The sequence below is a fragment of the Actinomycetospora lemnae genome (assembly GCF_028737315.1).
GTDB lineage: Bacteria > Actinomycetota > Actinomycetes > Mycobacteriales > Pseudonocardiaceae > Actinomycetospora > Actinomycetospora lemnae.
The window spans coordinates 345,388-371,827 of sequence record NZ_JAQZAO010000005.1 but is presented as its reverse complement, the minus strand read 5'-3'; the positions used below and the strand labels follow the sequence as shown (position 1 = coordinate 371,827).

Annotated in this window: 29 protein-coding genes and 2 tRNA genes; 12 read left to right on the top strand and 19 right to left on the bottom strand. The window is 73.6% G+C overall.

Annotation, left to right across the window (positions count from 1 at the left end; all coding sequences use genetic code 11):
• Window positions 1-11: 11 nt before the first annotated feature.
• Both PGB27_RS13945 and PGB27_RS13940 read left to right on the top strand, forming a co-directional pair.
• Window positions 12-437 carry a PPOX class F420-dependent oxidoreductase gene (locus tag PGB27_RS13945; protein ID WP_274200956.1) on the top strand — a complete coding sequence of 142 codons (426 nt, stop codon included), beginning with the start codon at window positions 12-14 and terminating at the stop codon, window positions 435-437.
• Window positions 434-871 carry a cupin domain-containing protein gene (locus PGB27_RS13940; protein ID WP_274200955.1) on the top strand — a complete coding sequence of 146 codons (438 nt, stop codon included), beginning with the start codon at window positions 434-436 and terminating at the stop codon, window positions 869-871. The genes PGB27_RS13945 and PGB27_RS13940 overlap by 4 nt, the downstream gene beginning before the upstream one ends.
• Here the strand turns inward: PGB27_RS13940 and PGB27_RS13935 are convergent.
• Window positions 868-4,728: a transglycosylase domain-containing protein gene (locus tag PGB27_RS13935; RefSeq protein WP_274200954.1), complete on the bottom strand. Its 3,861-nt coding sequence runs from the start codon at window positions 4,726-4,728 to the stop codon at window positions 868-870. The genes PGB27_RS13940 and PGB27_RS13935 overlap by 4 nt on opposite strands.
• Before the next feature lie 356 nt (window positions 4,729-5,084).
• Here PGB27_RS13935 and PGB27_RS13930 point away from each other — a divergent pair, with 356 nt between their 5' ends.
• A complete protein-coding gene (locus PGB27_RS13930) occupies window positions 5,085-5,420 on the top strand; it encodes a hypothetical protein (protein ID WP_274200953.1) in 336 nt (111 codons plus the stop codon).
• 46 nt (window positions 5,421-5,466) lie between these two features.
• Here the strand turns inward: PGB27_RS13930 and PGB27_RS13925 are convergent, their stop codons facing one another.
• From PGB27_RS13925 to PGB27_RS13905, 5 genes are all read right to left on the bottom strand, one after another.
• Complete coding sequence (locus PGB27_RS13925) at window positions 5,467-6,225, bottom strand: SDR family NAD(P)-dependent oxidoreductase (RefSeq protein WP_274200952.1); 759 nt, start codon at window positions 6,223-6,225, stop codon at window positions 5,467-5,469.
• 13 nt (window positions 6,226-6,238) lie between these two features.
• Window positions 6,239-7,258 carry an acetamidase/formamidase family protein gene (locus PGB27_RS13920; RefSeq protein ID WP_274200951.1) on the bottom strand — a complete coding sequence of 340 codons (1,020 nt, stop codon included), beginning with the start codon at window positions 7,256-7,258 and terminating at the stop codon, window positions 6,239-6,241.
• Window positions 7,259-7,268: 10 nt separating this feature from the next.
• Window positions 7,269-7,658, bottom strand: coding sequence for a hypothetical protein (locus tag PGB27_RS13915; RefSeq protein WP_274200950.1), 390 nt, complete (start codon window positions 7,656-7,658; stop codon window positions 7,269-7,271).
• Between the two features lie 122 nt (window positions 7,659-7,780).
• Window positions 7,781-9,577 (bottom strand): serine/threonine-protein kinase, encoded by a 1,797-nt coding sequence (locus PGB27_RS13910; protein WP_274200949.1) that lies wholly within the window; start codon window positions 9,575-9,577, stop codon window positions 7,781-7,783.
• A gap of 80 nt (window positions 9,578-9,657) precedes the next feature.
• On the bottom strand, window positions 9,658-10,308 hold the full coding sequence (locus PGB27_RS13905) for a DUF1707 SHOCT-like domain-containing protein (protein WP_274200948.1): 651 nt from the start codon (window positions 10,306-10,308) through the stop codon (window positions 9,658-9,660).
• A 91-nt stretch (window positions 10,309-10,399) separates the two neighbouring features.
• Here PGB27_RS13905 and PGB27_RS13900 point away from each other — a divergent pair, with 91 nt between their 5' ends.
• Both PGB27_RS13900 and PGB27_RS13895 read left to right on the top strand, forming a co-directional pair.
• Complete coding sequence (locus PGB27_RS13900) at window positions 10,400-11,335, top strand: DUF3048 domain-containing protein (RefSeq protein ID WP_274200947.1); 936 nt, start codon at window positions 10,400-10,402, stop codon at window positions 11,333-11,335.
• 30 nt (window positions 11,336-11,365) lie between these two features.
• Window positions 11,366-11,539: a CsbD family protein gene (locus tag PGB27_RS13895; protein WP_274200946.1), complete on the top strand. Its 174-nt coding sequence runs from the start codon at window positions 11,366-11,368 to the stop codon at window positions 11,537-11,539.
• 66 nt (window positions 11,540-11,605) lie between these two features.
• Here PGB27_RS13895 and PGB27_RS13890 read toward each other — a convergent pair whose 3' ends face one another.
• Entirely contained in the window at window positions 11,606-11,851 is a 246-nt protein-coding gene (locus tag PGB27_RS13890) for a hypothetical protein (RefSeq protein WP_274200945.1), read from the bottom strand.
• 339 nt (window positions 11,852-12,190) lie between these two features.
• On the opposite strand from PGB27_RS13890, the gene PGB27_RS13885 reads away from it, so the two are divergent.
• Together PGB27_RS13885 and PGB27_RS13880 are read left to right on the top strand one after the other, a co-directional pair.
• The gene (locus PGB27_RS13885; protein WP_274200944.1) at window positions 12,191-12,529 is read left to right on the top strand and encodes a hypothetical protein; all 339 of its coding nucleotides are present in this window, start codon (window positions 12,191-12,193) and stop codon (window positions 12,527-12,529) included.
• Window positions 12,530-12,781: 252 nt separating this feature from the next.
• Complete coding sequence (locus tag PGB27_RS13880; RefSeq protein ID WP_274200943.1) at window positions 12,782-13,378, top strand: hypothetical protein; 597 nt, start codon at window positions 12,782-12,784, stop codon at window positions 13,376-13,378.
• 6 nt (window positions 13,379-13,384) lie between these two features.
• On the opposite strand, the gene PGB27_RS13875 is transcribed toward PGB27_RS13880, so the two are convergent.
• From PGB27_RS13875 to PGB27_RS13865, 3 genes are all read right to left on the bottom strand, one after another.
• The gene (locus PGB27_RS13875) at window positions 13,385-13,726 is read right to left on the bottom strand and encodes a VOC family protein (RefSeq protein ID WP_274200942.1); all 342 of its coding nucleotides are present in this window, start codon (window positions 13,724-13,726) and stop codon (window positions 13,385-13,387) included.
• A gap of 170 nt (window positions 13,727-13,896) precedes the next feature.
• Window positions 13,897-13,969 (bottom strand) — tRNA-Arg (locus PGB27_RS13870).
• Window positions 13,970-14,011: 42 nt separating this feature from the next.
• Window positions 14,012-14,101, bottom strand: a tRNA-Ser gene (locus PGB27_RS13865).
• Window positions 14,102-14,258: 157 nt separating this feature from the next.
• Here PGB27_RS13865 and PGB27_RS13860 point away from each other — a divergent pair.
• Entirely contained in the window at window positions 14,259-15,290 is a 1,032-nt protein-coding gene (locus PGB27_RS13860; RefSeq protein WP_274200941.1) for a zinc-binding dehydrogenase, read from the top strand.
• Window positions 15,291-15,373: 83 nt separating this feature from the next.
• Here the strand turns inward: PGB27_RS13860 and PGB27_RS13855 are convergent, their stop codons facing one another.
• On the bottom strand, window positions 15,374-17,125 hold the full coding sequence (locus tag PGB27_RS13855) for a phosphatidylglycerol lysyltransferase domain-containing protein (protein WP_274200940.1): 1,752 nt from the start codon (window positions 17,123-17,125) through the stop codon (window positions 15,374-15,376).
• A gap of 43 nt (window positions 17,126-17,168) precedes the next feature.
• The gene (locus PGB27_RS13850; protein ID WP_274200939.1) at window positions 17,169-17,921 is read right to left on the bottom strand and encodes a dienelactone hydrolase family protein; all 753 of its coding nucleotides are present in this window, start codon (window positions 17,919-17,921) and stop codon (window positions 17,169-17,171) included.
• A 98-nt stretch (window positions 17,922-18,019) separates the two neighbouring features.
• Here PGB27_RS13850 and hisC point away from each other — a divergent pair, with 98 nt between their 5' ends.
• The gene (hisC, locus tag PGB27_RS13845) at window positions 18,020-19,072 is read left to right on the top strand and encodes a histidinol-phosphate transaminase (RefSeq protein WP_274200938.1); all 1,053 of its coding nucleotides are present in this window, start codon (window positions 18,020-18,022) and stop codon (window positions 19,070-19,072) included.
• 39 nt (window positions 19,073-19,111) lie between these two features.
• On the opposite strand, the gene PGB27_RS13840 is transcribed toward hisC, so the two are convergent.
• Window positions 19,112-19,867: a DUF1990 family protein gene (locus PGB27_RS13840; RefSeq protein WP_274200937.1), complete on the bottom strand. Its 756-nt coding sequence runs from the start codon at window positions 19,865-19,867 to the stop codon at window positions 19,112-19,114.
• A 58-nt stretch (window positions 19,868-19,925) separates the two neighbouring features.
• Between PGB27_RS13840 and PGB27_RS13835 the strand changes: the two genes are divergently transcribed.
• A complete protein-coding gene (locus PGB27_RS13835) occupies window positions 19,926-20,645 on the top strand; it encodes a DUF1990 family protein (protein ID WP_274200936.1) in 720 nt (239 codons plus the stop codon).
• A 70-nt stretch (window positions 20,646-20,715) separates the two neighbouring features.
• Window positions 20,716-20,952: a hypothetical protein gene (locus tag PGB27_RS13830; protein WP_274200935.1), complete on the top strand. Its 237-nt coding sequence runs from the start codon at window positions 20,716-20,718 to the stop codon at window positions 20,950-20,952.
• A 14-nt stretch (window positions 20,953-20,966) separates the two neighbouring features.
• Here PGB27_RS13830 and PGB27_RS13825 read toward each other — a convergent pair whose 3' ends face one another.
• From PGB27_RS13825 to PGB27_RS13805, 5 genes are all read right to left on the bottom strand, one after another.
• On the bottom strand, window positions 20,967-21,359 hold the full coding sequence (locus PGB27_RS13825; protein ID WP_274200934.1) for a VOC family protein: 393 nt from the start codon (window positions 21,357-21,359) through the stop codon (window positions 20,967-20,969).
• 14 nt (window positions 21,360-21,373) lie between these two features.
• The gene (locus tag PGB27_RS13820) at window positions 21,374-21,778 is read right to left on the bottom strand and encodes a hypothetical protein (RefSeq protein WP_274200933.1); all 405 of its coding nucleotides are present in this window, start codon (window positions 21,776-21,778) and stop codon (window positions 21,374-21,376) included.
• A 106-nt stretch (window positions 21,779-21,884) separates the two neighbouring features.
• The gene (locus tag PGB27_RS13815) at window positions 21,885-22,106 is read right to left on the bottom strand and encodes an ANTAR domain-containing protein (RefSeq protein WP_274200932.1); all 222 of its coding nucleotides are present in this window, start codon (window positions 22,104-22,106) and stop codon (window positions 21,885-21,887) included.
• A gap of 131 nt (window positions 22,107-22,237) precedes the next feature.
• Entirely contained in the window at window positions 22,238-22,558 is a 321-nt protein-coding gene (locus PGB27_RS13810; RefSeq protein WP_274200931.1) for a hypothetical protein, read from the bottom strand.
• Window positions 22,559-22,724: 166 nt separating this feature from the next.
• Window positions 22,725-23,045 (bottom strand): hypothetical protein, encoded by a 321-nt coding sequence (locus PGB27_RS13805; RefSeq protein ID WP_274200930.1) that lies wholly within the window; start codon window positions 23,043-23,045, stop codon window positions 22,725-22,727.
• Window positions 23,046-23,806: 761 nt separating this feature from the next.
• Between PGB27_RS13805 and PGB27_RS13800 the strand changes: the two genes are divergently transcribed.
• Entirely contained in the window at window positions 23,807-25,006 is a 1,200-nt protein-coding gene (locus PGB27_RS13800) for a hypothetical protein (RefSeq protein ID WP_274200929.1), read from the top strand.
• Here PGB27_RS13800 and PGB27_RS13795 read toward each other — a convergent pair.
• Window positions 24,959-25,819: a hypothetical protein gene (locus tag PGB27_RS13795; protein ID WP_274200928.1), complete on the bottom strand. Its 861-nt coding sequence runs from the start codon at window positions 25,817-25,819 to the stop codon at window positions 24,959-24,961. The genes PGB27_RS13800 and PGB27_RS13795 overlap by 48 nt on opposite strands.
• Window positions 25,820-26,440 lie beyond the last annotated feature (621 nt).

The window sequence follows — 26,440 nt, the reverse complement described above, 5'->3', positions numbered from 1 at the left end:
CGCTCGCGCGCGTGGCCGACCTCCGTGATCCCGCCGTCCGCGCCTTCCTCGCCGAGGGCACCCGCACCGGCAAGGTCGGCTGGACCGCCCGGGACGGCCGCCCGCTCGTCGCGCCCGTCTGGTTCCTCGTCGAGGACGACACGATCGTCTTCAACACCGGCGCCGGCTCGGCGAAGGGCACGGCGTTCGCCCGCGACCCGCGCATCGTGCTGTGCGTGGACCTCGAGGAGCCGCCGTTCGGGTTCGTGCAGGTCCAGGGCTCGGTGACGCTCTCGGAGGACCCCGACGAGCTGCGCCGTACCGCCACCGCGCTCGGCGGGCGCTACATGGGCGCCGACCGCGCCGAGGAGTTCGGCGCCCGCAACGGCGTGCCCGGCGAGCTCGTCGTGCGCCTGCACCCGTCGAAGGTCGTCGCCGTCCTGGACATGACGGCGTGACCCCGCCGCCCCTGGCCCGGGCCCTCGACCTCGCGCCGCACCCCGAGGGCGGCTGGTTCCGCCGCACCTGGACCGCCGTGCCCACGCTGCGGCCCACCGGCTATCCCGGCCCCCGCGCGAGCGCGACCGCGATCCACTACGTCCTCGCACCCGGTGAGGAGTCGCGCTGGCACCGCGTGCGCTCCGACGAGCTGTGGTGCTGGCACCGCGGGCCCGCGCTCTCGCTGTGGCTCGGGGGCGACGGCGAGCACCCCGTCGAGACCACGTCGATCGTGCTCGGTGACCGCGTCGAGGACGGTGAGACACCGCAGGCCCTCGTGCCCGGCGGGGTGTGGCAGCGCGCCGCCCCGGCCGCCGACGCGACGGCAGAGGTACTCGTGACCTGCGTCGTCAGCCCGGGCTTCGACGACGCCGACTTCACGCTCGCGCGCTAGCCGCCGCCCGGGTCCCCGCCGTCGACAGGCGCCTCGCCGGCGTCCGCCGGGGCCTCGGCCGCCGCCGGGTCCTCGCCGGGCTGCTGTCCCTCACCGGCCGGGACCTCGGCCGGCTGCTCCTCGGCGGGCTCGGTCGGCGGCGCCGTGGTCGAGGTGGGCGCCGCGGACGAGGTCGGCGACGACGAGCTCGTCGGCGACGGCGACGACGTGTCGCCCTGACCCGCGGTGTCGCCGGGGTCCGTGCCCGCGACCGGGGTGAACGCGCCGAACGTCTGCTTCGGCGTGTCCTCGAGGGTGTCGTCCATGAACGACTTCCAGATCTCGCTGGGCAGCCCGTGGCCGTACACCGGGCGACCGTCGGCGGTCCGGATCGGGGTGTTGTCGTCGGTGCCGACCCAGACGACGGTCGACGCCGACGGCGTGTAGCCCGCGAACCAGGCGTCGTTGTTCTGGCTCTCGACGTGCGACTGCACGGTGCCGGTCTTGCCCGCCGACTGCCGCCCGCCCTCCAGCGACACCCCGTCGTACTCCGGCACGTCGCGCATGGCCTCGGTGACGTTGCGCGCGACCCGCGGGTCGATGCGCTGCTCGCCCTGGGTGGTCGCGTCGTCGTAGAGGACCTCGCCGCTGGCCGTCGTCACGCGCTGGACGAGGTGCGGGCGGTGGTAGATGCCCTCGTTGGAGAACGTCGCGTACGCCGAGGCCAGGTCGACCGCGGTGGTCTCCTGGTTGCCGAGCGCGATCCCGCTGTTCGGGTCGTTCATCGGCTGGGTGATGCCCGCCTGCCGGGCGGCGGCGGCCACGGCCTGCGGCCCGACCCGGTTGCCCAGCGCCGTGAAGATGACGTTGTTCGACAGCGTCATCGCGCGCTTGAGGCTGCAGTTGGCGCAGTCGGCGCCGTCGACGTTGCGCACGGTCCGGCCGGGGATCTCCCGCCCGTCGAACTCGGTCGAGATGCCGATCGGCGGGTCCTGCTGCAGCGCCGCGAGCAGCACGAACGGCTTGAACGTCGACCCCGCCTGCTTCTCGACCTTCGCGTAGTCCAGGCCCGCCCCGTTCGGCCCGCCGTAGTAGGCGAGGATGCCGCCGGTCCGCGGGTCGATCGACACGGTCGCGGTGCGCAGGTTCTCGGGCTGGCCCGCCATCTGGCGACGGTTGGCCTCGACGGCCTCGCGCTGGGCCTGCGGCTGGATCGTCGTCTGGATCTGCAGGCCCTGTGTGACCAGCGCGTCCTGGTCGATCCCCAGCGCGCGCAGCTCGTCGCGCACGGCGCTGTAGATGTGGCCGCGGTCGTCGTCGGGGACACCACCCGTCACGCGCCGGGGCGGGATCGTCGGCGGGAACTGGGCGGCCGCGCGGTCGGGCGCGGACAGCCAGCCCTGGGCGACCATGCCGTCCATGACGTAGTTCCAGCGACGCAGGGCGTCGTCGGGGTTCTGCGCGGGGTCCCACTTCGACGGGGCCTGGATGACGCCGGCGAGCAGCGCGCCCTCGGCGGGCGAGAGCGTCTCGACGGGCCGGCCGAAGTACGCCTGCGACGCGGCCTGGATGCCGTAGGAGCCGCGGCCGAAGTAGATGCTGTTGAGGTAGTCGGCGAGGATCTCGTCCTTGGAGCGCTCCTGCGAGATCTTCAAGGAGATGATGAGCTCCTTGTACTTCCGCATGAGCGAGTACTCGTCGCCCACCATCGCGTTCTTGACGTACTGCTGCGTGATCGTCGACCCGCCGCCCGTGCCGCCGGTGAGGTTCTTCCAGACGGCGCGGCCGAAGCCGGTGATGTCGAAGCCGCTGTTCGAGTAGAACGAGCGGTCCTCCGCGGACAGCACCGCCGAGCGCACCGGCGGCGGCACCTGCTCGAGACCGATCTTCTGCCGGTTGCCCTGCTCGCCGGGGGCGATCCGGGCGAGGACGGTGCCGTCGGAGAACGAGACCGTGTTGAGCTGGCTCTCGACCGCGTCGTCGGCGTTCGGGACCGGGATGAACAGCCACCCGACCACCAGCGAGAGCACCGGCGCCGCCACCATCGCCGCAATGCCGGCGTAGGCGGTGCGGCGCAGGCGCCGCCAGCGCAGCGCAGCCGGGGCGAGGGTCTCGGGGTGCGGGCCGTCGAGGTAGAGCACGACCCGGGCGCGCACCTGCCGGCCGAAAGCCACCAGCCGCTCCCCGCCGGGCAGGGCGAGGATCCGCGCGGCGAGGACGCTCAGCACGGCGGCGACGGCCACGGCGACGCGGCCGCGCGGCACGCGCGGGGTCGCGGTCTCGCCGGTCGCGCGGCCGGGCGAGCGGTGGGCGGTGGTGCGGGTGGCGCGGCTGGTGGGGCGGCTCGTGCGACCGCTGCCACTGCGCGAGCGGGTGGTGGTGCGCGGGGCGGCGGCGCGACGGGCGGCGGCGCGGCCGGCGCCGGTGTGCGATGGGCGGGCGGCGCGGGTGGTACCGGCGTCGTCGCCGTCCTCGTCCTCCTCGTCGACGCCCTCGTCGGTGCCCTCGTCGACGGCGTCGAGCTCCTCGGGGTCCGCCGGCTCCTCGCGGCGCCGGTCCTGCGGCAGCGGGCCCGAGCCGGGGCCACGGGGCGCCGGCGCGTCGACGACGGGCATCGCCGCGGTGACCTTGGGCGAGCGCCGCGCCGAGGCGGCCGTCTCGGCCCGCTCGGTGGCGGGCGCGGCGGGCGCGCCGGTGGCGCGCTCGGGCTCGGCGGGATGGCGCGGCGCGGGGGCGGCGCCGGCGGGCGCGGGGCCGCTGTGCGTGGGACCGGCGGGCAGCGTGCCGCGCGGACCGGGCGCACCGGGGCCCGGACGGCCGGGTGCCGGCGACGGATCCGAGGTCCCGCCGGCGGGTGCGGGCGCGCCATCCGGACGGCCGGCAGGGCCGGGCTGTCCCGGCGCTGCGGGCCGTCCCGGCGCCGCGGGCCGGCCCTGCGCTGGGGGCTGGCCGGGTCGGCCTGGCTGCCCAGGCCGCCCCGGCGCGCCGGGGCGAGCCCCGGGCGGGGGCGTCGGGCGTCCCGCGGGCGGCGGGGTGGGGCGACCCGCCGGGCCGGCCGGGGGACGCCCGGCTCCCGGACGCGCGGGCGCCCCGGGCGCTCCCGCTGCGCGGGGCGGCCCCGAGGCACCGGACGCCGGCGACGGGACGCCCGCCGGCGCGGGCGGCGCGGGCGGCGCGGCGCTGTGCGCGGTCGAGGCCGGCGCGGCGGTGTTCGCGGTGTTCGCGGCAGTCGGCGGCGCGGTGGCCGGCACAGCCGGCCCGGCCGGGCGCTGGGCCGGACGGGCGGGCGGCGGGGTGGCGCCGCGACGGGTCGGCGCGCCGGGCCCGACGGGCGGTGCCGCGGGGCCGGGCCGTCCGGCGGCCGGGGCACCGCCGGGCGAGCCCGCACCGGACGGCCGCGGAGCAGCGGCCCCGGAGCCACCACCGCGACCCGCGCCGTCGACCGCGGAGGGACCGGCGGTCGAGCGACCCTCGGCACGGCCGGCCTCGGCACGCGCCGGCTCGGCACGCGCCGACTCGGCACGAGCGGCGGCGGCCTCGGGACGGGGCGGTGCGGCGGTGGCGGTGGCGGCACCGGCGTCGCCGGCCGACCGGACGCTCGTCGCGCCGGTCGCGGGGTGCGAGCGGAAGGATCCGGTGGAGAACGCGGAGGGGAAGCCGACCGGCGGCGAGGCGGGCGCGGGCGAGGCCGCGATGCGCGCGCTGACGTAGTCGCCGTAGTCGCTGTCGAGGTGCCGCCGGTCGAGCCGGCCGCTGTCGGCGCCGGCGTGCGCGCCCCGGCCCGCAGCCGGGGCGTGGGTGCCCCGGTCGTCCTCGTCAGGGGTGTCGGCGTCGGCCGCGCGGCGCCGTCCCGACGAGCGAGCGTGAGTGCCCGCCACCGAGCAACCACCTCCCGTGTCGCTCGTAGTCACAGCCCGTGGTCACGGTCGCGCCGGAGCGTCGACGCGGCCGTCGGGTCCGACCCAGCACGTCCGGACCCGCACGAAGGCAACGCGTCGTCGGCGCCGACGTCGCGGCCCGAAGGGGGAGGCGTCCATGACCGGGCAGCCCGATGCGGTGAGTGGTGGTTCGATGTCACTCCGTCGTGGCGGCGGTCCGCTGACCTCGGACCGACGCGCTCAGTGGCGGTTCCGGTCACCCAGCGCACTCGACGGGCCCCTCGCCGACGCTAACGGCACGGGCCTCGAGACCGATGACCGGACCGAACCCGCACCGGCGAGAGGACAACCCAGGCATGGACCCCGCTCAGGACCCGTGGGTCCCCGCGCCGCGCGACGGCGACCGCGAGGAGGACTGGTGGTCGGTGCCGACCGTCCCGCTCCCGCGTCTGGCGCCCGAGGTCGAGCAGCTGTCCGTCCCCGTCCCGGCGCTCGGGGACCGGCCCGCCCCGACACCCGTCGCCTCCACCGAACTCGTGCCGACCCGATCCGCCGCCCTCGTCGTCGGTGACGACGCCGCACCGGGCGCCCTGCGCTCGGTCGTCCGCGCGGCCGCCCGCGCCTGGCACGCGGCGCTCGACGGCGTCCGCGCCGCGATCGCCGCGGTCGTCGCCGCGCCGGCCCACCGCTGACGGCCCGATGCCGGCCGCCCGGAGCTGACGCCTCGAGGGCCGGCCCCTACAGCTGCACCCCGCGCGTCAGCGCCCCGTCGACGACGAGGTTCGTCCCGCTGATGAACGTCGCCGCCGGGCTGGCGAGGAACACCACCGCCCGCGCGACCTCCTCCGGCCGCGCCATCCGCCCGGTGGGGTTGAGGCCGAGCGCCTGGGCGAACAGGTCGGGGTCGTTCTCCTCGATCGACTCCCACACCCCACCGGCGAAGTAGACGTTGCCGGGCGAGACGGTGTTGGCGCGCACCCGGCCGGCGAGCTGGTGGGCGAGCCCCTGCGTGTAGTGCACGAGCGCGCCCTTGAACGTCCCGTACGGCCCGGCCGCGAAGTCGATCTCCCGGCCGGAGACGCTCGAGATCGTCACGATCGACCCCGCGTCGCTCTCCTCGAGCGCGGGCAGCGCCGCGTCGACGAGCCGGACGGTGCCGAGCATGTCGGTGGCGAAGCTCGCCGCCCAGTTCTCTTCCGTGGACGGGATCGCGAGCGCCGAGACGTTCGCGACCACCGCGTCGATCCCGCCGTGCTCCGTGGCGGCGGACCGCACCCAGGTGGCGAGGGCGTCGCCGTCGGTGACGTCGACCGGCGTCCCGTGCACGTCGTGCCCGGCGCGGCGCATCTCGTCCTCGGCCTTGCGGACGCCCTCGGCGTCGCGGGCGCAGAAGGCCACGGTCGCGCCCTCGGCGGCCAGGCCCTCCACGATCGCCCGTCCGATCCCGCGGCTGCCGCCGGTGACGAGGGCGGTGCGGCCGGTCAGCTGGAGGTCCATGGTGAGCTCCCTGTCAGGTCAAGGACGTGGCGCGCGAGCGCAGGTCGGCGTGCAGCCCGTCGTACGGGCGGAGTCCGGGCACGAGCGCCTTGGACACCTTCGTCACGGCGCTGTAGTTGGTGTCGACGACGTTCGCCAGCGGCGCCAGCGAGGTCTGCGTGAGCAGCTGGTAGGCGTCGAGACGGTCGAGGCCGAGCAGCTCGCTCAGCCACGCGATCATCTCGACCTGGCTGATCCGCCACGCGTCCTCGAGGGGCCGCGACGACCCCACGACGAGGATCTCGTCGTCGTTCTCCAGCCGCGGCCACGCTGGCGCCGGACCGGCCGACGCCTTGATCAGGTCGACGATCAGGGTGACGTCCATGGCGCCCTCGACGGCGGTGCCGCACGACTCGCCCTCGCCCTGGCGGTAGTGGCCGTCGCCGACCGAGAAGATCGCGCCCGGCTCGTTGACCGGCAGGTAGCAGGTGGCGCCCGCGCGCATCTCCGGGGTGTCCATGTTGCCGCCGAAGGCGTCGGGCGTGAGCGAGGAGCGGACCTCGCGGTTGGCCGGCGCCACGCCGACCGTGCCGAGCATCGGCGCGAGCGGGAGGTCGATCGACAGGTCGCTGCGGCGCGCCGAGAACGTCACGGTGCGCCGCGCACGGTCGAGCTCGTAGATCCAGGTGCGCTCGTCGAGCGGGTCGTGGAGCAGCGCCGTGCGGTCGGTGGCGGTGAGCCCGCCGAAGAACGGCACGAGCGTCGAGGCGCCCCAGTCGCGGGCCGGGGTGAGGTCGACGAGGTGGAGCACGAGCGTGTCGCCCGGCTCGGCGCCCCGGACCGCGAACGGGCCGGTCTGCGGGTTGAGGAAGCGGGGGTCGAGCGAGGCGCTCGCGAGGTCGTCGACCGACCGGATGCGCCCGCCGAAGGCGTCGTCGCACCACAGCTTCATCGCCGAGCCGGGCTCGACCTCGCGGATCGGCGCGGCGCCGCCGAAGGTCCAGGCGTACTGCGACGGCTCGGGCCGGAACTCGATGACCTGGGGGTCGTCCACGGCCGGGAGCCTAGTAGCGGTCGGTGCCGGTGAGGGCGTGCTCGAGCTGGTCGGCGATGCGCGTGACCAGACGGAAGGGCGCGTCGAACTCGACGAACGACAGGTCCTCGAGCGGCGTGGCGTGGCGGAACACCGCGACCCCGCCCACGGCGGCCGCACCGCCGACCACGGCGTCCTCGGCGAGCTCCAGCAGGCGCCGGGTGTCGATCTCGTCGAGGCGCCCGATCGGCGACTCGATCTGCAGCCAGTCGTGCCCGTCGACCTCGCCCTTGTGGTGCACGTAGACCAGCTGCGTGCGGTCCTCGGACGTGGGGAGCCGGAACGTCAGGCTGTGCTTGTCCTGAGCCATCACCTCGTAGCGCACCCGGACCCACAGCACCAGGTCGTCCCAGGAGGCCACCGACCACTCACCGTCCTCACGCGGGCCCGACGGCCCGTTGTCGGGTCGGCCCGGGCGGCGCACCGGGCGGAGCGAGCGCACCGTAGCAGCGCGTCGGGAGCGCCCCGGTCCGCCGCGCTCGATCATCGGACCCCTCCGCCGACCAGCCGGTCCCAGCCCGCCGCGCCGACCGTCGCGGTGGCCCCGCTGCGGTCGAGCAGGCGCAGCAGGGCGGCGCCGTCGCGGGGACGGTCGCCGACCTCCTGGGCCGTGGCGCGGCGCAGCACGGGCACCAGGCGGGGCGAGAGGCGGTGCACCGCGGCGAACGCCTCGGGCCCGGGCCCGTCGAGGATCCGCCGGGCGATGTCGAGGATGTTGTCGCCGTCGAAGAGGTGGTCGCCGCGGGCGGCGAAGACCACGCAGCACGCCCAGGCCCAGACGTCGGTGGCGGGCACCGCGCCGTTGCCCGTGACCTGCTCGGGCGCCATGTAGCCGGGCGTGCCGACCATGTTGCCGGCCGGCGTGTGGTGGGTCTGCCCGACGACGCGGGCGATGCCGAAGTCGACCACCTTGGGTCCGGCCGAGGTCAGCAGGACGTTGCCCGGCTTGAGGTCGCGGTGGGTGATGCCGTCGGCGTGCAGGGCGGCGAGCGCGCGGGCGAGCGCGATCGCGGTGCGGGTGAGCATCTCGCCGTCGGTCACCGCGCCCGACGCCGCCACGAAGGCGTGCAGCGACGGGCCGTCGAGGCGCTCCATGACGATGTAGGGCATCGAGCCGTCGAAGCCGACGCTGTAGACGCGCGCCGTGTAGTCGCCGGTGACCTTCTGCAGCGTCTGGCCCTCGCGCAGGAAGCGGGTGCGGGCGTCGACGTCGTCGAGCAGGTGCGGCGCCAGCACCTTGATGGCCACGCTGCCGTGGGTGCCGGCGCGGTGCCCGAGGTAGACGGTGCCCATGCCGCCGGAGCCGAGGCGACCGGTCAGCGTGTACTCGCCGACCGCCCGCGGGTCGTGCGGCGTCAGCGGCTGTTCGGGCGCGGCGAGGTCGACCAGGCGCGTCGACGGCCCGACGACCGGCGGCGGCGGGACCGGCACGCGCGGGGGCATCGCGCGCGGCGGACCCGAGGGGGCCGGAGCGGGCGACGGGGAGGGCAGCGCCGGGGCGTCGTCGGCGCGCTCACCGCGCGGGCGGCGGGCCCGCAGCAGGCGGCGCTCCTTGACCGGGGGCAGGCGCGCGGCCCGCAGCGCCTCGGGCACGACCGGCGCCTCACGGCACGCCGCCGGACGCCCGATCCGCGTCACGACCTGGTGGCTGAGCAGGAACAACGCCGCGCCGAGCGCGACACCGGGGACCGCGAGCGACCCGCCCGCGAGCACGAGCGCGAGCGCGAGGAGCAGGCCGAGCACCAGCGTGGCCTTGCCCCGGCTGGTCGGCCACGGGCGCGTCACGGGCATCGCGCGGCGCCGCTCGACGTCCAGCCCGCCGACGTACAGCCCGGCCGCCGCGAGGCTCAGCAGCGCGAGCACGACGATCCCGGTGATCGTGATCGTGGGGCCGGCGCTCGTCGGCGCCGGGAGCCCGGCGTCCTCGAGGGTCGCGATGAGCCCGCGGACCACGGTGCGGCGGCCGGCGGCGAGCTGGTCGGCCACCAGCGACACCACGAGCGCGCCCACCAGCGCCGTCGCCGCGGCGGTCAGGACCGTCAGCCCGAGCGCGCGGGGCAGGGGCAGGTCGGCCGCGCGGTGCAGGTGGCGCCGGGCGCGGCGCCGCTCGGCGCCGGAGAGGCGGGCGACGCGGTCGGTGACGACGCGGTCGACGAGCATCGCCGTGCGCCGCTGGCGGGCGGCACGGCGGTGCAGCGGCGCCATCGCCAGCGCCGTCAGCACACCGGCGACGACCACGACGAGGACGGGCAGCCCCGGGCCCAGCTCCGCCAGCCCCACCTGTCGCCCTCCTCGTCCCGACGTGCCGGCGATCGGATCCCGACACCGACGCCCAGGGGTGACCGTACCGGGGTACTCCGTCAGTCCCCTGTGCGTCGTCCCGGCGTGCCTTCACCCTCACGCGTCACGGTGGTTCTCCTGCGTCCCGGGCGCCACCGTGGCTTGCGCGGGTGGCGCAGGACGACGTCGCCGAGGCTGTGGCGCCCGCGCACGACGACGTGCGGGACGCCCTGCTCGCGCTTGTGGTGGATGTCGTCCCGGACCTTGCCCGCGGAGATCCGCAGGTCGTCGACGTCCGCGGTGGCGTGGTCGGGCAGCACGAGCAGCGGCGAGCACAGGCCCGTCGCGAGCTCGACCGCGACCACGGGCGTCGTGAACTCCGCGCCGGTGAAGTCGAGCGTCACGCCCCCGATCCAGCTGTGGACGCGCACGAGCGGCGGCACGCGCCAGTAGCCACGGCGGGTGATCGCGCCGCCGACGCCGGCCCGCAGGTCGAGGACGTCGACCGAGCGGGAGGCGCGCAGCTCCGCGCCGGGCAGGTCGTCGAGCAGGCCCTCGAGGTCGCCCCGCACCCGTGCGGCGAGGGCGGCCGCGGCCCGGTCGCTGTACTCGCCCGGCGTGATCTGCCCGGCCACCATCGCCCGCGCGAGGAACTGCTGCACCTGCTCGCGCTCCACGTCCGAGACGCGCAGCGCCGCGGGATCCCCCGGCTCCGGGTTCGCGGACGTCACAGCGTGATGATAGGGCGCCGGGGCGGAGCTCCGGGGTCGCGAGCGACGCCGGGGCGGAGCTCCGGGGTCGCGAGCGGGCAGGGGGTGGGCGGTGCCGCGGGGCCTGCGGGTCGTGGTCGTCGTGGTGGTGCTCGCCGGGCTGGTCGCGGGCTGCGCGGGGGCCGGCGGCCGCCCGTCCCCGCTGACCGGCATGGCCGCCCCGAGCGACGCGCCGGTGCTGGCGGTGAAGGTCGACAACTCGCCCGCCGGTCGGCCCTGGACCGGGGTCGAGGACGCCGACGTCGTCTACGTCGAGCCGGTCGAGGGCGGCACCACGCGCCTGCTCGCCGTGTTCTCGTCGCGGATGCCGCCGTCGGTCGGGCCGGTGCGCAGCGCCCGCGAGTCGGACGTGACGCTGCTCGCCGCCTACGGACGTCCGGCGCTCGCCTTCTCCGGGTCCGCGCCGGAGCTCGCCGGCACCCTCGCCGGCGCCTCGCTCGTGCCCTTGACCCCCGCCACGGTGGGCGACGCCTTCCGCCGCGACGACGACCGCCGCGCACCGGTCAACCTCTACGCGGACCCGGCGGCGCTGCTCGCCGCGGCCGGCGACGCCTCGCCCCCGCGCGACATCGGCTTCCGGTTCGGCGCGCTGCCCTCCGGCGGTGAGGTCGTGCGGCACCGCGACGTCACCGTCGGGTCCGCCGAGCTGGGGCTGACGTGGGACGCGGTCCGCGGGCGCTGGCTCGTCGAGCCCGGCGGCGATCCCGCCGTGCCCGCGACCGGCGGTGAGCCGATCGGCGCCGCCACCGTCCTCGTCCAGCGGGTGACGACCCGCCCGTCGGCGATCCGCGACGCCGCCGGCGCCGTCTCCCCCTACGCGGTGACCACCGGCGAGGGCGAGGCCGAGGTCCTCCGCGACGGCCGCGCCTTCCCGGCCCGCTGGTCGCGTCCGACGCCCACCGACCCCACCGTCGTCGTCGGCCCCGACCGCCTGCCCGTGGCGTTCGCCCCCGGACCGTTGTGGGTCCTGCTCGTGCCGGGCGGTTGACGACGGGGGCCGATCGGGTACACCCGCAGCATGGCTGCCGACGACAAGATCGACAACAAGTCCGACAAGCTCAAGGGCAAGGTCAAGGAGACGGCCGGCACCGTCCAGGGTGACGAGGAGCTGCGCCACGAGGGCAAGGCCGACCAGACCAAGGGCGACATCAAGCAGGCCGGCGAGAAGATCAAGGACGCCTTCAAGAAGTGACGTCCGCGCCGTGCTGACGGCCCCGGGGACCGCGGTCCCCGGGGCCGTCGTGCGTCCGGAGCCGCGTCAGTAGCCGCGCGACTCGCGCCGGCCGGCGAACGCGTAGACCGGCGTCCCGTCGCTGTCCCGGCGCGCGAGGCGGTGCACCGCGAAGACATTGATGCCGGGGATCGAGCCCCCGAAGATGTCGCTGACCTTCTGGCGCGGGCCCTCCTCGACCAGCACCAGGAACTCCTCGGGCAGCGTCGCGCCCTCCGCGATCGTCAGGTCGTGGTCGCCCCGGCAGGGACCGTCGGAAAGTCGGATGCGCACCGACCCTCCCCTCCTCGTCGTCGGCTGGTCGTCGGCTGGTCGTCGGCTGGTCGTCGGCTGGTCGTCGGCTGACCCGCGACATCGTGGCACGCCGCCGCGTGCCGGACCGGGTCGTCCGGGCCCACCCTTTGCAGCTGTACTTGCACATGCAAGGATGATCGCCGCCGGTCATGCCCCCCGTGATCGGCACGGACCCGGTCGGTGTCCCCCCGCCGGCCGGGTCCCCCCTCCACCCCGTCGGGCGAGCCCGGTGTCACGCCCGCGACGGGCCGTCCGGGGATTGGGGCGGCGCCGTAGCGGACATTCTCATCGGGATCCCGAGCGACGATGAGAGCGGACGTGCACAAGGACGAGGCGGCGGCGAGGCTCGCGCGGCAGGCGTCGGACGCCCTGGCCGAGATGCTGGAGCACTCGCGTGCCCACCCCGCCGACGCCGACCGCTTCGACTGGTCCAGCGACGCCCTCGACGAGCTCGCCCGCGCCGTCCTGACCATCGGTGAGATCGCCGACCGTGTCACCGCCCGTTCGCTCGTCGACCGCGACGAGCCCGACGGTGTCATCGACGCCGCGCGGGAGCTCGCGACCGCCATCGTCCGGCGCCGCAACTCCCTGCTCGCCGAGAACGCGGCCGCCCGCCTGCGCCTCTCGCGCATGGTGCCGGCGCGCCGGGCGGGGTGAGGTCCGGGCGCAACGGACCGGGCCCCCGGTTTCCGTGTCGCGGTCGGGGTCCGACTCGTTGACCCTCGGTGACCGCCTCCTCGACGTGCCTGCGCGTCCTCGCCCCGGGCTGCTCGGCCTCGCCCTCGCCGCCGGCTGTCAGCCGGCCACGCCCCCGCCGAGCGCCGCCCCGACGCCGGTCCCGGCGGCAGAGCAGGTGCAGGTCGGCCGCGTCGTCGACGGCGACACGGTCCTCACCGGCGACGGGCCACCGTGCGCGTCCTCGGGATCGACGCCTGCGAGCTCGGTACCGCCGCCGGTGACGAGGCCCGCGACGAGGCGTCGGCCTGGGTGGCGGCCCAGCCGGTCGTACTCCGTGCGGAGCCGGACGTCGACCGGACGCCGGACGGGATGCTGCTCCGCCACGTCGAGGTCGCCGGCGTCGACTGGGGCCGGCGGGCGGTGCCGTACGAGCACACCGGCGCGGTCCCGGTGTCCGGAGTCGCGGCCGCGACCTACGTGAGCGAGCTGCGCTCCCTCGACACCGAGATGTCCACGAGCACCCCGCCCGTCGCCCGTGCCTGCGAGGCCACCACGACCACCTCGACGACGACCACCACGACGAGCACGGAGACGGCGACCGACGACGGCGACCCGGACCGCCGCTACCGACCCGGATCGGGCACGAGTGACGACGACAGTGACGGCGGGAGCGGCCGAACGGGCTCCGGCAGCAGTTCGGGCAGCAGTTCGGGCAGCAGTTCGGGCAGCGGCTCGGGCAGCGGTTCGGGCAGCAGCTCCGGGGACGGCCACCCCTGCGGACCGGGCGAGCGGGACGGCGATGGCGACGGGCTCTGCGGAGAGAGCTGAGGCGCCTCAGCCCCGGCCGCCCAGGCCGACCTCGTTGCCGTCGGGGTCGCGGAAGACGACCTTGCGCACGCCGCCGGGGTAGTCCTCCTGCCGGTCCGGCGCGAGGCCCCGCTCGATCGCGCCGGCGACGGTGGCGTCGAGGTCCTCGGGGAAGATCGTCACCTCGCCGTGGCCGGCGTGGTCCGCGTGCTGCTTGAGGTAGAGCCAGCGGTGCTCCCCGAGCTCCCACACCGCCTCGGTGTCCGAGGCGAGGAACGACGGTTCGCGGCCGAGCAGACGTTCGTACCAGGGCCGCGATGCCTCGTAGTCGCGGGCGAAGAGGCCGGCGAAGAGGTCGGGGCCGGTCACGCCGCACTCCCCGGGCCGGGATCGTCGAGGGCGACGTCCGTCATCACTTGCTCCGCCCTACTCGTTGGTCCTGTTCTAGGATGACAACGGGATGGGCGAGAGGTCCAGCCTTGGACGAGACAAAGGGGCCGCAGCGTTGCTGCGACCCCTCTGAGCTGCCTCGACCGGCGCGCGCCCGAAGGGATTCGAACCCCTAACCTTCTGATCCGTAGTCAGATGCTCTATCCGTTGAGCTACGGGCGCATGTCTGTGGTTGTAGCCCCGACCCTGTCCGGACCGCGGCCGCGGAGGCTCCGGGATTTGAACCCGGGAGGGAGCCGAACTCCCAACCGCATTAGCAGTGCGGCGCCATAGACCAGACTAGGCGAAGCCTCCCGAGGTCCCCCTGGGGCCTCCGTCGGGAAACAGTACACACCGCCCTCCAGCGGGTTGCCCGCCACCCCCCGTCCCGGCGTGACCTGTGCACGCCTCCGCATGCGTCCCCGCGCGATGGGTAGTCCGCAACCGAACCCGTTACGAGGAGGACACCGCCGTGAAGGCGACCCTGATCTACGGAGCCGGCGACATCCGTGTCGAGGAGGTCCCGGACCCGACGCTGCAGAGCTCCACCGACGCGATCGTGCGCATCACGCACTCGTGCATCTGCGGCAGCGACCTGTGGCCCTACAAGAGCCGCGAGCAGACCGAGCAGGGCGACCGCATCGGCCACGAGTTCATCGGCGTGGTCGAGGAGACCGGCTCGGACGTGGGTCGCATCCAGAAGGGTGACCTGGTCGTCGCGCCGTTCTACTACGCCGACGGCACCTGCGAGTACTGCCGGGCCGGTCTGACCAGTGCTTGCCCGAACGGCAGCGCCTGGGGCGCCGAGACCGATGGCGGCCAGGGCGAGGCCGCGCGCGTGCCGTTCGCCGACGCGACGCTGATGAAGCTGACCGTCCCGCACGACTCGGCGCTCATGCCGAGCCTGCTGACGCTCTCCGACGTCTTCGGCACCGGCCACCACGCCGCGGTCTCGGCGAAGGTCGGGCCCGGCAAGGACGTCGCGGTGATCGGTGACGGCGCCGTCGGCCTGCTCGCGGTGCTGGCCGCCAGGCGCCTCGGCGCCGAGCGGATCGTCCTCATGGGCCGGCACAAGGACCGCACCGACCTCGGCCGCGAGTTCGGCGCCACCGACGTCGTGGAGGAGCGCGGCGAGGAGGGCGAGCAGAAGGTCCGCGACCTCCTCGGCACCGACGGCGTGCACTCGGCGATCGAGGCCGTCGGGTACGAGCAGTCGCTGACCTCGGCGATCAACCTCACCAAGCCGGGCGGGCACGTCGGCATCGTCGGCGTCCCACAGAGCGGCGAGCTGCCCAACCTGGCGCAGAAGTTCATGAAGAACGTGACCGTCGCCGGCGGCATCGCGCCGACCCAGGCGAACATGTACGAGCTCCTGCCCGACGTCCTCGACGGGCAGATCGAGCCGGGCAAGGTCTTCGACCGCACGATCCCGCTCGACGAGACCCCGGACGGCTACCGCGCCATGAACGACCGCGAGGCCCTCAAGGTGCTGGTCAAGCCCTGACAACGGAGTGCGAACGCGCTGTTCGTGCGCATAGAGGCCGCGAACAGCGCGTTCGCTGCCCGGGGCCCAGCTGCCAGCCCCTGTCAGGTACGCCGCAGCAGCCGCAGCAGGGCAGGCGGGCGCCCGCCGTAGCCCTCGGCCTCGAAGGCGGCGACGGCGATGCGGGGCAGGTCGCGCACGGCGTCGAAGACGAGGAAACGCGGCACCCAGGCCGGCCCGAACCGGGCGTTGAATCGGTAGAGCGTCTCGATCTGCCACCAGCGCGACGCCGTGCGCAGCAACCGCGCCCACAGCCGCGCCACCGGCCCGGCGCCGATCTTCTCGCCGCGTTCGAGCGCCGAGCGGAAGACGGCGAAGTTCAACGACACCCGATCGACGCCGAGCCCCCGGCAGGCGCCCAGGAGGTCGGCGATGAGCAGCTCGTTGAGCCCGTTCTCGGGCACCGCCGGGTCGCGGATCATGATGTCGAGCGAGAGCCCCTCGGTCCCCCACGGCACGAACTGCAGCAGGCCGCGGACCTCCCCCTCGGCGGTCGCGACGACGAGCACGGCCTCGGGGTCGGCGACGCCGTCGGCCACCCGCGAGAGCGCCATCGAGAAGCCGCGCTCGGCGGGCCCGCCGCGCCAGCGCGCGACGAGCTCGCGCAGCGTCGCCAGCTCCTCGGCGGGTACGTCGCGCAGGCGGCGCACGGTGGTCTCGTAGCCCGCGCGCCGGATGCGGGACACGGCCTGGCGGACGGTGCGCATCGACCGTCCCTGCAGCGAGAACGTGGCGACGTCGACGACCGCCTCGTCGCCGAGCTCCAGCGCGTCGAGGCCGCCCTCGCGCAGCCACACCCGCGCCCCGGCCTCCGAGCAGCCCAGCACCGCGGGCACCCAGCCGTAGCGTCGGCACCTCGCGAGGAACTCGGTGATCGCGCCGGGCCAGGCCTCGAGGTCGCCGAGGGGGTCGCCCGACGCCAGCGCCACCCCGGCCACCACCCGGTACGCGACCGCGGCCTTGCCCGACGGCGAGAAGACCACCGACTTGTCCCGGCGCAGCGCGAAGTAGCCCAGGGAGTCGGCACGGCCGTGGCGGGCGAGCAGCTCGCGGATGCGGGCGCCGTCGTCCTCGGTCAGCGCGGGCCGAGGCTCCACCGAGCGCAGCAGGAAGTAGCCGCCGAGCACCACCGCGGCGACGCCGAACGTCAGGCCGAGCACGGCGGTGAGGTCGTCGAACCACCCCGCCTCGAACCGCACCGGCCCGCTGACCCCGACGAGCGAGAGCGCCGCGTGCGCGAGCCGGTCCTCCAGGCTCGGCGAGCCGACCAGCAGCGACGGGCGGACCAGGAGCAGCAGCAGGACCGTGACGAACCCGCCCACGAGCATCTGCACCACGACCCGCACGGCGGCGAGCGGACCGACCGGGTCGGGCAGGGCGGTGAACTCGCGGCGGGTCAGCAGGAGGCCGGCGAGCAGCACCATGACCACGACCGTCGGCACCACCGCGTGGCGCCCGACGACGTGCGACGCGATGAGCAGCACGCACGCCACCACGGCGAGCTGCCAGGCCCGGCGCTTGCGCCGCCGCAGGCCCGTGGCCAGCATCATCAGGCCGACGCCGAGCGTCGCGACGACGACGGTGCCGACGAGCGTGGCCTCCGGGGGCAGCCCGAACCAGGTCGCCGGCTGCAGGCGCTTGCGCAGCAGGGGCGTCAGGAGCGACAGGACCGTGAGCAGACCGGCGACGCGGGCGGCCCAGGTGACCGCCCGCGCGACGCGACGCCCGCGGAAGCGGGCGAAGCGGCCCTCGACGGCGGCCGTCGTGGGGCGATCGGCCCGCACACCCGACGTCATGTGCCCTCCGGTCGGCGTGAGCGGTCCCCCGCTCACCAGCGCACTAGCGCAGGTGCGCATCCAACCAGTTCAGGACGCGGCTGCGCGCCTCCATCTTGGTGGCCTCCTCCGAGTCCCCCTCGTCCAGGGGATCCGGCTGCACGGCCGCCTGCTCGTCGGCGTCGAAGCGGTGCTCCCGCGACGGGTAGACGACGACGTCGACGACGCGGCCCGAGGCGTGGGCCGCCTCGCGGAGGCGGTCGACCTCGGCGGGGTCGACCGGGTCGCCGCGCTCGCCGTAGAGCCCGAGCCACGGGCAGGTCAGCTCGCCGACGACGTCGAGCAGCGCGGGCAGGCCGGCCGACAGCGGCTCCTCGACGCCGGCCGCCGACACCGTGATCACGGCACCCAGGGAGCGCTGGGCGGCGACGACGAGCGCGGCGGTGGCGCCGAGGTCGAAGCCGAGGACGGCCATGCGGTCGGAGGGGACGCCACGGTCGGCGAGCATGCCGAACGCGGCGTCGGAGTCCGCGAGCACCGACTCGCCGGAGATCGCGGCGGCGGCGCGGTCGGCGGCCTCGGCGTCGCCGGTCTGGTCGTCGATCCCGGGGTCGTCGCGGTGGTACAGGTGCGGGGCGACGGCGAGCCAGCCCTCGCCCGCGAGCGCCTCGACGATGGCCTGCGTGCGCGACGTGACGCCTCGCGACTCGTGCAGCACGACGACGCCGCCGCGCACCGCACCGTCCGGCTCCCCGATCGTCACCCGCAGCTGCGTCTCGTCGACCAGCGGGATGGTCTCGGTGTGCAAGCCCGTCATGCGTTCAGCCTTCCACGTCGCCGCCCCGGCGGCCCGGGCGCCCGGTCGATCACCGCGGGCCGGACGGACGACGTCGCCCGCCGTTTACCGTGGTGACCGTGCCCGTGCGCCTCCGAGACGACCTCGCCGCCCTGCCCACCTACGTCGCCGGTCGCACCGTGCCCGGGGCGGTCAAGCTCGCGAGCAACGAGATGCCGCTGCCGCCGCTGCCCGCAGTGCGCGCGGCGATCGAGCGCGCGGCCGAGGCGGGAAACCGCTACCCCGACATCGCCGTCACGACGCTGACCGCGCGCCTGGCCGAGCACCACGGCGTCGACCCGGCCCGCATCGCGGTCGGCTGCGGGTCGGTGGCCCTGTGCGGCCAGCTCGTCCAGGCCATGTGCGCGCCCGGCGACGAGGTCGTGTTCGCGTGGCGGTCGTTCGAGGCCTACCCCATCGTCGCGCTCGCCGGGCACGCGCAGGCCGTGACGGTGCCGCTGACCGCGGGTCACGTCCATGACCTGGACGCCATGGCCGACGCGATCACCCCGCGCACGAAGATCGTCTTCGTCTGCAACCCGAACAACCCCACCGGCACGGCCGTCGACGAGACCGCGCTGCGCGCCTTCCTCGCCCGCGTGCCGTCCGACGTGCTCGTGGTGCTCGACGAGGCCTACCGCGAGTTCGTCAGCGACCCCGCGGTCCCCGACGGCCTCGCGCTCGCCGCCGAGCACGACAACATCTGCGTGCTGCGCACCTTCTCCAAGGCCCACCGCCTCGCCGGCCTGCGCGTCGGCTACGCGATCGGCCCGGCCGAGCTCGCGGCGGCGCTGCGCGGGGTCGCGGTGCCCTTCGCCGTGTCCGCGCCCGCCCAGGCCGCGGCGCTCGCCGCGCTCGACCACCTCGACGAGCTGCTCGCCGACTGCGCCGGGGCGGTCAGCGAGGTCGCGCGGATGACCGAGGTGCTGCGCTCGCAGGGGTACGAGGTGCCGCCGTCGCAGGCCAACTTCGTCTGGCTGCCGCTGCGCGACCGCGCGCTGGCGTTCGCCGAGCACGCGCTGGAGAACAAGGTCGTGGTGCGCGCGTTCGACGGGTTCGGCGTGCGGGTGACCGCGGGGACCTCCGAGGAGGTCGACCTGTTCCTCGCGGCCGCGGGCTCGTTCGGCGGCTGAGCCGGGACGGGCCGGTGGCCGCCGGCCGCCGCGACGAGGTCAGTGGCTGTCCAGCTCACCCGCCGGGACACGACGGGTGATCGCTCGCACCTTGCCTTCCCGGCGGCCCTCGAGCAGACGCACCGCGCCGAGGCAGAACTGCACCCACAGGCCCGCCTGCACCTCGCGGCCGACGACCAGCCGGCGGTAGACGAGCTCCGCGGCGCGGTCGCCGGCCCGGGACCAGACCTCGATCGCGAAGTCCACGACCCCGCCCTCGACGTCGGACGCGCGGAACTCGATCTGCCCGGCCTCGAGGTGGCCCTCCAGGGTGCCGAAGCGGAACGACCGGTCGGTGCGCAGGATCACGCGCACCGGCCCGTCCCACGGCGCGGGCATGTACACGCGGTACTCGTCGCCGACGAGCATGCGACCGGGCTCACCACGCTCGCGCGCGAACGTCACGACGTGCGGCGGGGCGCCCGCGTCGAGGTCGCGGGAGAGGGTCTCGATGAGCTCCTTGGCGTCGTGGTGGGCGTCGACGACCCGGATCGAGAAGGTCCGGTGGAACAGCGGTCCGTGCCCGTGGGCATACGTCTTGGTCCGGTCGTCGACCAGCGCGAGGGGCCAGGGGGCGGGCAGGTCCGTGGCGCCGCCGGCCGTGCGGTGGCGCTCGATGATCGGGAGGGCCCGCAGGTGCCGCCCGAGCATGATCAGGGCACCCCAGCCGCGACGCAGGCGTCCGAGCGGGGGGCGGCTCGAGAAGAGGCGTCGCATGACCATCCCCTGTGGGTAGCCGACGGGCGATGACAGCATGCCCCGGTCCGTCCGGCCCCTGCCCGTCGAGCGCCTGCCCAGCGAGGGAGAACACCGCGTGAGGTTCACGGCCCACCCCGATCCGGCGCGCGGCCTGCGCGAGATCGCCGAGTACGGGCTGAACTACGACCCGTCCGACACCGAGGGCCGTGGCTGGCACCACGACCGCGTGCGTCACCTGCTCGGTGACGAGGTGCCCGGCGAGCCGGTGCCCGACGGGCCGTTCCAGCTGGCCTGCCGGCTCGTGCACGACTACGAGTTCGCCGAGCCGAAGATCATGCGTGCGTACTTCCACGCCGACGCCCCGCTCGTCGGGCGGGACATGCTGCTCGAGGGGCGCTTCTCCCTGCTGCGCTTCCCCATGGGCGTGCGGGTCGACGTCGAGGTGGACGAGGTCCGCGACCGCGCCGACGGCACCCGCGAGCGCTCCTGGGGCTGGAGCTACCGGACCCTCGAGCACCACCTGGAGCGGGGCTGGCTGGTCTACGAGGTGATCAAGAACCTGGACACCGGCCGCGTCGAGTTCCTCATCACGGGCGTCTCCAGCCGCGCCCGCATCCCCAACCCGATCGTCGCCCTCGGCTTCGGCGTGTTCGGACGCTGGACGCAGACCCGTTTCTACCGCGCCGCCAGCACCCGCCTGGCGCGGCTCGTGGCCGAGGTGTACGCGGGCGCGCCGCGCCCCGAGCCCCGGCGCATCGGGCCCGGGGACCTCGTGGTGGCGCCCACCGAACTGCGCGACGGCGTCCGTGGTGCCGGAGCGGCCGCCGGGTCGTGACCATTTTCCGGTGGTACACGACCGGTCCGGCGGGGCACTCTCTGCTCACCGCGACGTGCCGAGGTGATCGATGAGCGGCGACGAGGACGAGACCCCTCCTGCCGGGCCCCCTCCTGCCGAGCCCGACGGCGAGCTGGCGCACGCCGTGGACGACGCCATGAAGAAGGAGGTCTGGCGCGCCCTCGCGCCACAGTTCCAGCGCAACGCCTTCGAGAACCGGCGGGTCCGGCCGCCGCGCGACCGCGACGACATCCAGGAGATCCTGGACAAGCTCCGCGACGAGGACCCGGGCGACGAGCGTCCCTAGGCTGCGTCGGCAGATCACCAGCCGACCTGGATGAGCCACAGGTGGCCGTCCGGGTCGGCGACGGTGCTCTGGTAGCCCCATCCGGGGTCGGCGGGCGCGACCGCGACCGTCGCGCCGGCGGTCACGGCCCGCTCGGTGAGGGCGTCGACCTCGGAAGGCGAGGCGACGATCCGGCTCAGCAGGCACTCGCTCGTGCCGCGCGCCGCCACCTCGTGATCGGCCGTGATCCAGCCGAAGCCACCGGTGGGGACGAGGACGAGCTCGACCTCGGCGTCGAGACGGAACCGGAGCGGCTCGGGCACGCCGTCCTCGGCCGGCTCGCCGATCGGCTCGAGATCGAACGCAGCGCGGTAGAAGTCGTGCGCGACCCGACGGTCGGCGGTCGGCAGGGCAATCGCGAACGGCACGGGTCTCCTCGTCGTCACACCCGGCGGAAGCGGGGGTCCGGACCCCGGTCCTCCGCGGGACGTCCACTCCCCGATGGAGGGCGCCGTGCGCCTGCGGTGCGCACTCGCCGGACCTCGTGGACGTGCTCCGGGTCGAGCTGGTCGCGGACGCCGTCGGGGTCGGGGAACTGCTCCAGAGGGTCACCGTCTCCGGTCTCGGCGTCGACGCGCAACGAGTCCGAGACCTCCATCTGCTCGACCTGGCGACGCTGTCCCGGACTGAAGACGTCCACGATCTCCGCGGCACGCTCCCCGGCCCGGCCCGACCGACCGCCCGGGCGACCACACACCTTCACGTACAGGGCGACGAGGCCCGGCACCAGGAGCACGAGGATCACGCCGACGTTCAGGACCAGGCCGATGACCGTTGCACCGTCCACTACATCAGTATGCGCGCGGGCACGTCGTCGCGGCCCCGGGCGGCGCCACGTCAGTCCCTCGGCGACGCGGGTCGTCAGCTCCGGCTCGTCGACGCTGCGCTCACCTCTAACAGCTCCCCCAGGGGTCGAGAACTGGTTCGCAGGACCGTTCCCCCGTGAGCACCTCGCGGGCGACATCCACGATGGCGATCGCCCTGTCCGCTGCTTCTCTCCGCAGCATCGCCGCGGCCGCGTCGACATCCAGGCCGAGCCTCTCGATCAAGGCTCCTTCGGCTCGGTAGACGTCGGCTGGAGCGGTGAACTGATCGTTTCCACCCGGCAGCGTCATGGCTGCTCCTCAGGAGTCGTCGTCCAGTCCTCCGAGCCAGCCGCTGGGTCGACTGCAGGGAGAGCTCGTCATCAGTACCGGACCAACCACCGCCTTTTCAACGGGCGGGCACCGCTGCGCGCCGTCGGGGCTCAGGCGTCCTCGACCGGATCGATCGAGACCGGTTGGCCAGGGTCCGCCCACGGCCCGAGCGCGTCGTCGAACCACACCGCGAGGGTCAGCGACCGTTCGGTGGCGAAGCTGGTCAGCCCGTTGCGCACGATCAGCGCGTGGGCCCGGAGCGCGCCGAAGGGTGTCTCCGATCCCCTGATGTCGACCAGGACCCGGGCGTGGTGGGTGACATGGTCGAGCTGGGTGCTGCTGAAGGTGCGCGCGCCGAGCTGCCATCTGCGCGTGGATCGTCCGCACCAGGTCTCCCCTGCGGAAGCGGGGGGATTCGAACCCCCGGTCACTCTCGTGACGTCCGCTTTCAAGACGCCTAAGCGACGTCCGACCTGGCCTCTGAGCTGCGGCAGTCCCGTCGCGCGGACCCTCTCGGACGTCCTCGGTGACAGCACCGCTGCTGTCACCCTTCGCTGTCAGATCAACACCCGACCAGCCACGAACGGCCGCCCACGATCAGGCTGGACAGAAGACCGGGTTGCAGCCGCCGCCGCCCCCTCCGTGGTGCTCGCGGGCCCTCTCGATGGCCCTCTCGATTGCTCGGCGGAGCTGCTGCTTGAACTTCTTGATCTTCTCGCGCTGCGAGCCGTGGTTGCCGTCCTCGCCGGCGCAGAAGTTCGGGTTCGTACATCCACCGTTCCCGCCGCGACCGGCGTTGACATGCTGGCTCGACGTCGCTTCCGCGGGCGCAGACGCCATGGCGACCGGCGCGCCGCTCGCCAAGGTCACGCCAACAACGAGGGCGACAGTAGCGGCCGATCGTGCGAACACCTTCATGATCGTTTCCCCCCTGGGATGCCGAAAGGTGCAACAGGCGGGAGACCTGTGCGCACTATCACAATCGGTAGAAGCCGTTCGGCGTTACCTCCTTCGCCGCGGGCCGGCTTCGAGGTCTCTCCCTCGGCGGCGCGGGCTCTGCTCTGCCGGGCCGCTCGTGCGGGTGCAAGCGCCCCTGTCGTCCATTGCCGGCTGTGCTGTCTGATGGCGCTTGCGGCTGTGCGGGCGGTCTGGCAGTCCTCGGGCGCGTCGTCGTGGGTGAGGCCCCGCCCCGACCACCACCACTGTCCCGAGCTCGTCGCACTGGTGGGCTCTCCTGAGGTCGGTGCCCTGGTCCAGGGCGGAGCGCCTGGCCGCCGGAGGCCGAGGCTCGTGCTGCTCCTGGTCGCCGCCGTGGTTCAGGTCCTCGCTGTCGCTGCCTGGCTGGTGGCCTGGCCCGCCCGGGTCCGCCGCCCCGCCCCCGACGCAGTCATTGGGGGTGCGGGGAGGCGTGGCCCGGCAGGGCCGGGCCACGCCGGCGCGCCAGCGCCGGCTCTGACCGCTGGTGGTGCCCGGTGAGCGGGCGGGTTCTCGGTAAAGGGGCAACAGCTCTTCGACCTGGACGCCGCCGCGAGGACCACACCCCCAACCGCCGTGGCCCGGGGCGTGCTGGTGGTGCGGGCAAGGGTGCCGAGTCCGTCGAACAGCAGCGTCAGGAGCGTTCCCAGGCTCGCCGCCGGGACCGCTGGACCCGCCGCCGTCAGCTCCGCCGCGTCTCGCAGTTGAAGCGGGTGCAGCAGTGCGGCCACAAGATCGGCGGACCGGACGCAGGCCCGACGCTGGGGGTGATCACGAACAAGGACGGCACCCACTCGGCGGCCTACGGCGGGCTCAAGCACTGCGGCTCGGTATGGAGCTGCCCGGTATGTGCGGTCAAGGTCGCCACCCGCCGAGCCGACGACTTGGCCGCGGTCATGCGCGCGGTCCACGAACGCGGCGGCAGCGCATTCATGTTCACCCTCACCATGCGCCACGCCCGCGGCGACCGTCTCGGCCTCTCGACCACCGAGCGGCGGCGGCGAGACCTGCTCGAGGAACGTCGCTCCGACCGTGAGGTCGCCGACGCCAACGGGTGGGACGTAGACGAGCGCGCCGCCGAGGCCGAGGAGATCGAACTCGCCGCGATCAAGGCGAAGGAGGGCTGCTGGGACGTGCTCGGCTACGCCTGGGCCGCCGTCACCTCCGGCTCCACCTGGGTCAAGGACTCCGCGCTGTTCGGCGGCCTGCTCGGCTGGGCGCGAGTCGTGGAGGTCACCGACGGCGCCAACGGGTGGCACGTTCACGTCCACGCCCTGTTGTGCTTCGCCGACGACGTGTCCGCCGAGCTCGTCGCCGCCGGGGTCGGCGCGCGCATGTTCGGGCGTTGGCGCCGTGCGTTGGAGCGCAAGGGGTTCGACGCTTCCGACGAGCACGGCTGGGACCTGCGCAAGGCCCAGCTCGGCGAGGGCGACCTGGCCGACTACTTCACCAAGATGGCCCACGAAGTCACCGGCGCCGCCGACAAGCACGGCCGCAGTCAGGGCGGCCGCACCCCCATGCAACTCCTCGCCCATGCCGTCGACACCTACGAGGCCACTGCCTGGCTCGCTGGTGGGAGTGGGAGGAAGCCTCCGACGGCTGCCGCCAACTCACTTGGTCACGCGGCCAACGCGATCTCCGCGCTCGCCAGCCTAGGCCAAGACGCGACGGACGAGGAGATTGTCGACGAGGACCAGGAAGCAGATGTACGACTCGGCTTGGCGGTTGATACGTGGGTCTGGCTCAGCACAGGGGCCGGACAGCTAAAATTATTCGAAATCGCTGAGACACAAGGCCTGGCTGGCGCCTATCAGTGGCTTGAGGAACGCAAGCTTCATTACAACACACAGAGCAAATTAGGATACCGCCCTCTCGAAGCGTTCGATGATCTCCTCATAAGTTAGCTGGTCATCTCGGGACAAGATAGTTTCCAAGCCGACTCGCGCATGCACTAGGTCCTGCGCATACTCCTGAGTTGCCTCCATGGGTTGCATGTCAACCCGCTTTTCCCTAGTTGCTTGCCGAGTCAACCTGAGCGGACTGAGGTCGAGGTAGGCCTTCATGACCAGGTGATTCATGTGTAATAGAGCGTCAAGCATGCCCTCGGGAAACCTCAGGTACGTTCGCCGAAGATGAGCGGCAAACTCGATGCGAAGTCGCCGAACGCTACTAAACTCACCCTTCGCGAAATAAGTGCCCGAGAGGATCTCTTGCCAATTGCCTTCATCTCTCGCCTCTCGCCTATAGTTGCGGAGAGCCAGACTGAACAACGTGTGAGACGTCCACATCACCCGAAACAGCGCGGGATAGCTTTGACGATAGCAAGACGCGATATCTGCGGTTCGTGACAGCAGATCTTCATAGACCTTCGTACCTTTTGTATGTATAACCGGAAATATGCCCACCTTGTCGATAAACTCGTCTGCGCGTTTCTGAAACTCATCCGAATCCGGGAGAGCGTCGTACAACGACTTGAAGAATTCGTCGAAACGACTCTCATCGACCACCGTTGAGGCGATGTCATCAGCAAAGTCCCGGTCGAGCATCTCAGCCAACCGAACAATGTGATTCTCGAAAACCGTAAGCTGGGACTTCATCTTAAGTGCGCGGTCGTACTGCATTCTATAGAAGTACATCGCGACTGTTGAAACCAGTGTCACAGCCGCGATGAACACTCCGACGGCGGTCACGGCTTGCGAGATGAGTGCCTCGTTCATGACAATACTCCTCCTTCGATGCTCAACGCGGCGCCCACCGAGGCCACGCGGAGGTCCTCGAGCCGCAGGCGGGTGCTGTTGACGGGCAAGGCTCGCCGGACCGGGTCACATGTTGTCGCCATCTGGATGCGATTGAGGAAGGGCACCCGGGGGCGGTGCAAACGCAATGCTCTCAATGACGACTTATTGTGGACCGAACCCATTCTGACGTCGCAGCTGCACCGGTGGTAGTCGCTGCAATTCGCCTTGCACTAGACGGCCTGCACCAAATTTGGGTCGTTCAATCATCGCGTTCTCCCCCGCACGCGTACGTGCGAACGGTTGTCGCGCGTTGTGGGCTGAAAGGGAACTGAGCAAAGTCCCCAGCTTGCAGGGCCGAAAGACCGTCCCGAAACTAGGCCGAAAGGCCCGGACACGAGACGGCCCCCTCTGACTCCGGGCGTCCATGCCACGCTGTCGTCGTCTCGCAAGTTACACGGCACGCGAAGGCTTCTCGCCACTCAGGCCTGCCGGTCGAGTCTGGCGCGAGCCTTCCGACACAGGTTGAGATCGGCGTGGTCGAGGATATGGCAGACCTGGTCGACGCCCCCTGCCTTAGGAGGAGGCGCGCCGGGAGTTTCC

Excerpts from the sequence above, each read along its gene's own strand:
- PGB27_RS13830 (WP_274200935.1), top strand. The coding sequence starts at position 20,716 with ATGAGCGGCGACGAGGACGAGACCCCTCCTGCCGGGCCCCCTCCTGCC.
- PGB27_RS13850 (WP_274200939.1), bottom strand. The coding sequence starts at position 17,921 with ATGACGGGCTTGCACACCGAGACCATCCCGCTGGTCGACGAGACGCAG.
- PGB27_RS13805 (WP_274200930.1), bottom strand. The coding sequence starts at position 23,045 with ATGAAGGTGTTCGCACGATCGGCCGCTACTGTCGCCCTCGTTGTTGGC.
- PGB27_RS13855 (WP_274200940.1), bottom strand. The coding sequence starts at position 17,125 with ATGACGTCGGGTGTGCGGGCCGATCGCCCCACGACGGCCGCCGTCGAG.
- PGB27_RS13840 (WP_274200937.1), bottom strand. The coding sequence starts at position 19,867 with ATGCTGTCATCGCCCGTCGGCTACCCACAGGGGATGGTCATGCGACGC.
- PGB27_RS13815 (WP_274200932.1), bottom strand. The coding sequence starts at position 22,106 with ATGACGCTGCCGGGTGGAAACGATCAGTTCACCGCTCCAGCCGACGTC.
- PGB27_RS13895 (WP_274200946.1), top strand. The coding sequence starts at position 11,366 with ATGGCTGCCGACGACAAGATCGACAACAAGTCCGACAAGCTCAAGGGC.
- PGB27_RS13795 (WP_274200928.1), bottom strand. The coding sequence starts at position 25,819 with ATGAACGAGGCACTCATCTCGCAAGCCGTGACCGCCGTCGGAGTGTTC.
- PGB27_RS13930 (WP_274200953.1), top strand. The coding sequence starts at position 5,085 with ATGGACCCCGCTCAGGACCCGTGGGTCCCCGCGCCGCGCGACGGCGAC.
- PGB27_RS13925 (WP_274200952.1), bottom strand. The coding sequence starts at position 6,225 with ATGGACCTCCAGCTGACCGGCCGCACCGCCCTCGTCACCGGCGGCAGC.